Genomic DNA, 2,416 nt, shown 5'->3' with positions numbered 1-2,416 from the left:
GACGCCGCAACGGCCGCCGGCTCAGTCGCGCAGCAGGAACCCCAGCACGACGCTCTCGAAGGCGTCTTTGGCCTCGATCATCGTCCAGTGCCCACAGTTGGGGAAGACGTGGAACTCCGCGTTCGGGATGGTGCGCATCGGGATCAGCCCCATGTCCAACGGGCTGACCCGGTCGTCGCGGCCCCAGGTGACCAGCGTCGGCGCCTGGACCCGGTGCATGGTCGCCCACGGCAGCGGTCCCTTGGCCGCCTGCATCATCTTCGTCATGGCGGCGAAGGCGTCCTTGCCGTACATCCGCCGCGCGCTGGCCAGCGTCTCCGGGTCGGTGGCCAGCTGCCACCGCTCCTCGACCAGCTCCTCGGTGATCACCTTCGGGTCGTAGACCATCGACTGCAGCCAGCGGACCAGTGATTCCCGGGTCGGGTCGTCGGTGAACTCCTGCAACAGCCGGATACCCTCGGCCGGGCCGGGGCTGAGCAGGTTGGTGCCGATACCGCCGATGGTCACCAGTCGGCGCACCTTCTGCGGGTTGCCGATCGCGTAGCCGATTCCGACGCCGCCGCCCATCGAGTTGCCGACGATGCTGAAGGTATCCAGGCCCAGCGCCTCGGCGAAGGCCGGGACCGCGCCGAACGCGGTCACCATCGGATGGCCGCCGAAGTCGTCGCTGACCCCGAAGCCGGGGAACTCCAGGACCAGGCAGCGGAAGTGCTCGGCGAAGGCGGGGAGTACCCCGCGAAAGTTGCGCCAGCCGGTCACCCCGGGCCCCGAACCGTGCAGCAGCAGCAGCACCGGTCCGTCACCGGCCTCGTGGTAGCGCAGCACGCCGGCCTCGGTGGTGACCTCGCGCAGCGTCTTCTCCTGGCTCAACTCGGTCGACATCTGTCTCCTCACATCTCCCGGTGCGGGCTGCTTTCTCCCGGGGCGGGACCAGAATAGCGAGGTCGGAATCGTCCCACTGAGGTGTCCTCCACCAACTTCGCCTACAGTTATGTCATGCCTGCTAAATCCGACACCGCCGACATCGGCGACGTGGAACCGCTCGCCGACAGCACCGCAAACAAGGCCCGCCGGGTGGTGGCCGCCTACGCAACCGACGCCGACGAGTGCCGGACATTCCTGTCGATGCTCGGCATTGGACCGTCAAAGCCCGAGGTGTAATGCCCCCGGCGGCCGGCGGCGGTGATTCACCCGGGGACTCCGACTTCGTGGTGGTCGCCAACCGGCTGCCAATCGACATCGAGCGGCTGCCGGATGGCACCACCAACTGGAAGCGCAGCCCCGGCGGGCTGGTCACCGCGCTTGAGCCGCTGCTGCGCCGCCGGCGCGGCGCCTGGGTCGGCTGGCCGGGCAACATCGACGCCGAGCTGGACATCCCGGACCGGGTCGACATCGACGACCTGCGGCTGCAGTTGGTGCGGCTGGACTCCACCGACATCGCCGATTACTACGAGGGCTTCTCCAACGCCACGCTGTGGCCGCTGTATCACGACGTCATCGTCAACCCGATCTACAACCGGCAGTGGTGGGACCGCTACGTCGACGTCAACCGCCGGTTCGCCGAGGCCACCTCGCGGACGGCGGCAACCGATGCCACGGTCTGGGTGCAGGACTATCAGCTGCAGCTGGTTCCGCGGATGCTGCGGGAGCTGCGGCCCGACCTGACGATCGGGTTCTTCCTGCACATCCCGTTCCCACCGGTGGAGCTGTTCATGCAGCTGCCCTGGCGCACCGAGATCGTCGAAGGGCTGCTCGGCGCCGACCTGGTCGGCTTTCACCTCGCCGGCGGTGCGCAGAACTTCCTGTACCTCGCCCGCCGGCTGGCCGGCGTCAACACCTCGCGCGGCTCGGTCGGCGTGCGGTCCCGCCTCGGTGAGGTTCAGCTGGCCGACCGTACCGTCCGGGTGGGCGCCTTCCCCATCTCGATCGACTCGGGCGCACTCGACCGCAAGGCCCGCGACCGCGATATCCGCCGGCGGGCCAAGGAGATTCGCGCCGAGCTCGGCAACCCGCGGACGATCATGCTCGGGGTGGACCGGTTGGACTACACCAAGGGCATCGACGTGCGGCTGAAGGCGTTCAACGAGCTGCTCGCCGAGGACCGGATCAAGGGCGGCGACACGGTCCTGGTCCAGCTGGCCACACCGAGCCGGGAGCGGGTGGAGAGCTACCAGACGCTGCGCGACGAGATCGAACGCGAGGTCGGCCACATCAACGGCGAGTACGGCGAGGTCGGCCAGCCGGTGGTGCACTACCTGCACCGCCCGATCCCCCGCGACGAGCTGATCGCGTTCTTCGTTGCGGCCGACGTCATGCTGGTCACGCCGCTACGCGACGGGATGAACCTGGTCGCCAAGGAGTACGTGGCCTGCCGCAGTGACCTCGGCGGAGCGCTGGTGCTCAGCGAATTCACCGG

3 protein-coding genes are annotated in these 2,416 nt (G+C 68.6%); 2 read left to right on the top strand and 1 reads right to left on the bottom strand.

Features of this window, described 5'->3' with window-relative positions:
* Nucleotides 1–21: 21 nt before the first annotated feature.
* On the bottom strand, nucleotides 22–882 hold the full coding sequence (locus AC2VNT_RS01190; protein ID WP_486945118.1) for an alpha/beta fold hydrolase: 861 nt from the start codon (nucleotides 880–882) through the stop codon (nucleotides 22–24).
* Nucleotides 883–996: 114 nt separating this feature from the next.
* On the opposite strand from AC2VNT_RS01190, the gene AC2VNT_RS01185 reads away from it, so the two are divergent.
* The gene (locus tag AC2VNT_RS01185; RefSeq protein WP_486945117.1) at nucleotides 997–1,161 is read left to right on the top strand and encodes a hypothetical protein; all 165 of its coding nucleotides are present in this window, start codon (nucleotides 997–999) and stop codon (nucleotides 1,159–1,161) included.
* On the top strand, nucleotides 1,161–2,416 hold a 1,256-nt coding region (locus tag AC2VNT_RS01180; protein WP_486945116.1), incomplete at its 3' end, for an alpha,alpha-trehalose-phosphate synthase (UDP-forming). The genes AC2VNT_RS01185 and AC2VNT_RS01180, both read left to right, overlap by 1 nt.

The sequence above is a fragment of the Mycobacterium sp. TH-M15 genome (genome assembly GCF_057473705.1).
The sequence above is the reverse complement of the archived record's forward strand: the minus strand, read 5'-3'. Positions and strand labels throughout refer to the sequence as shown.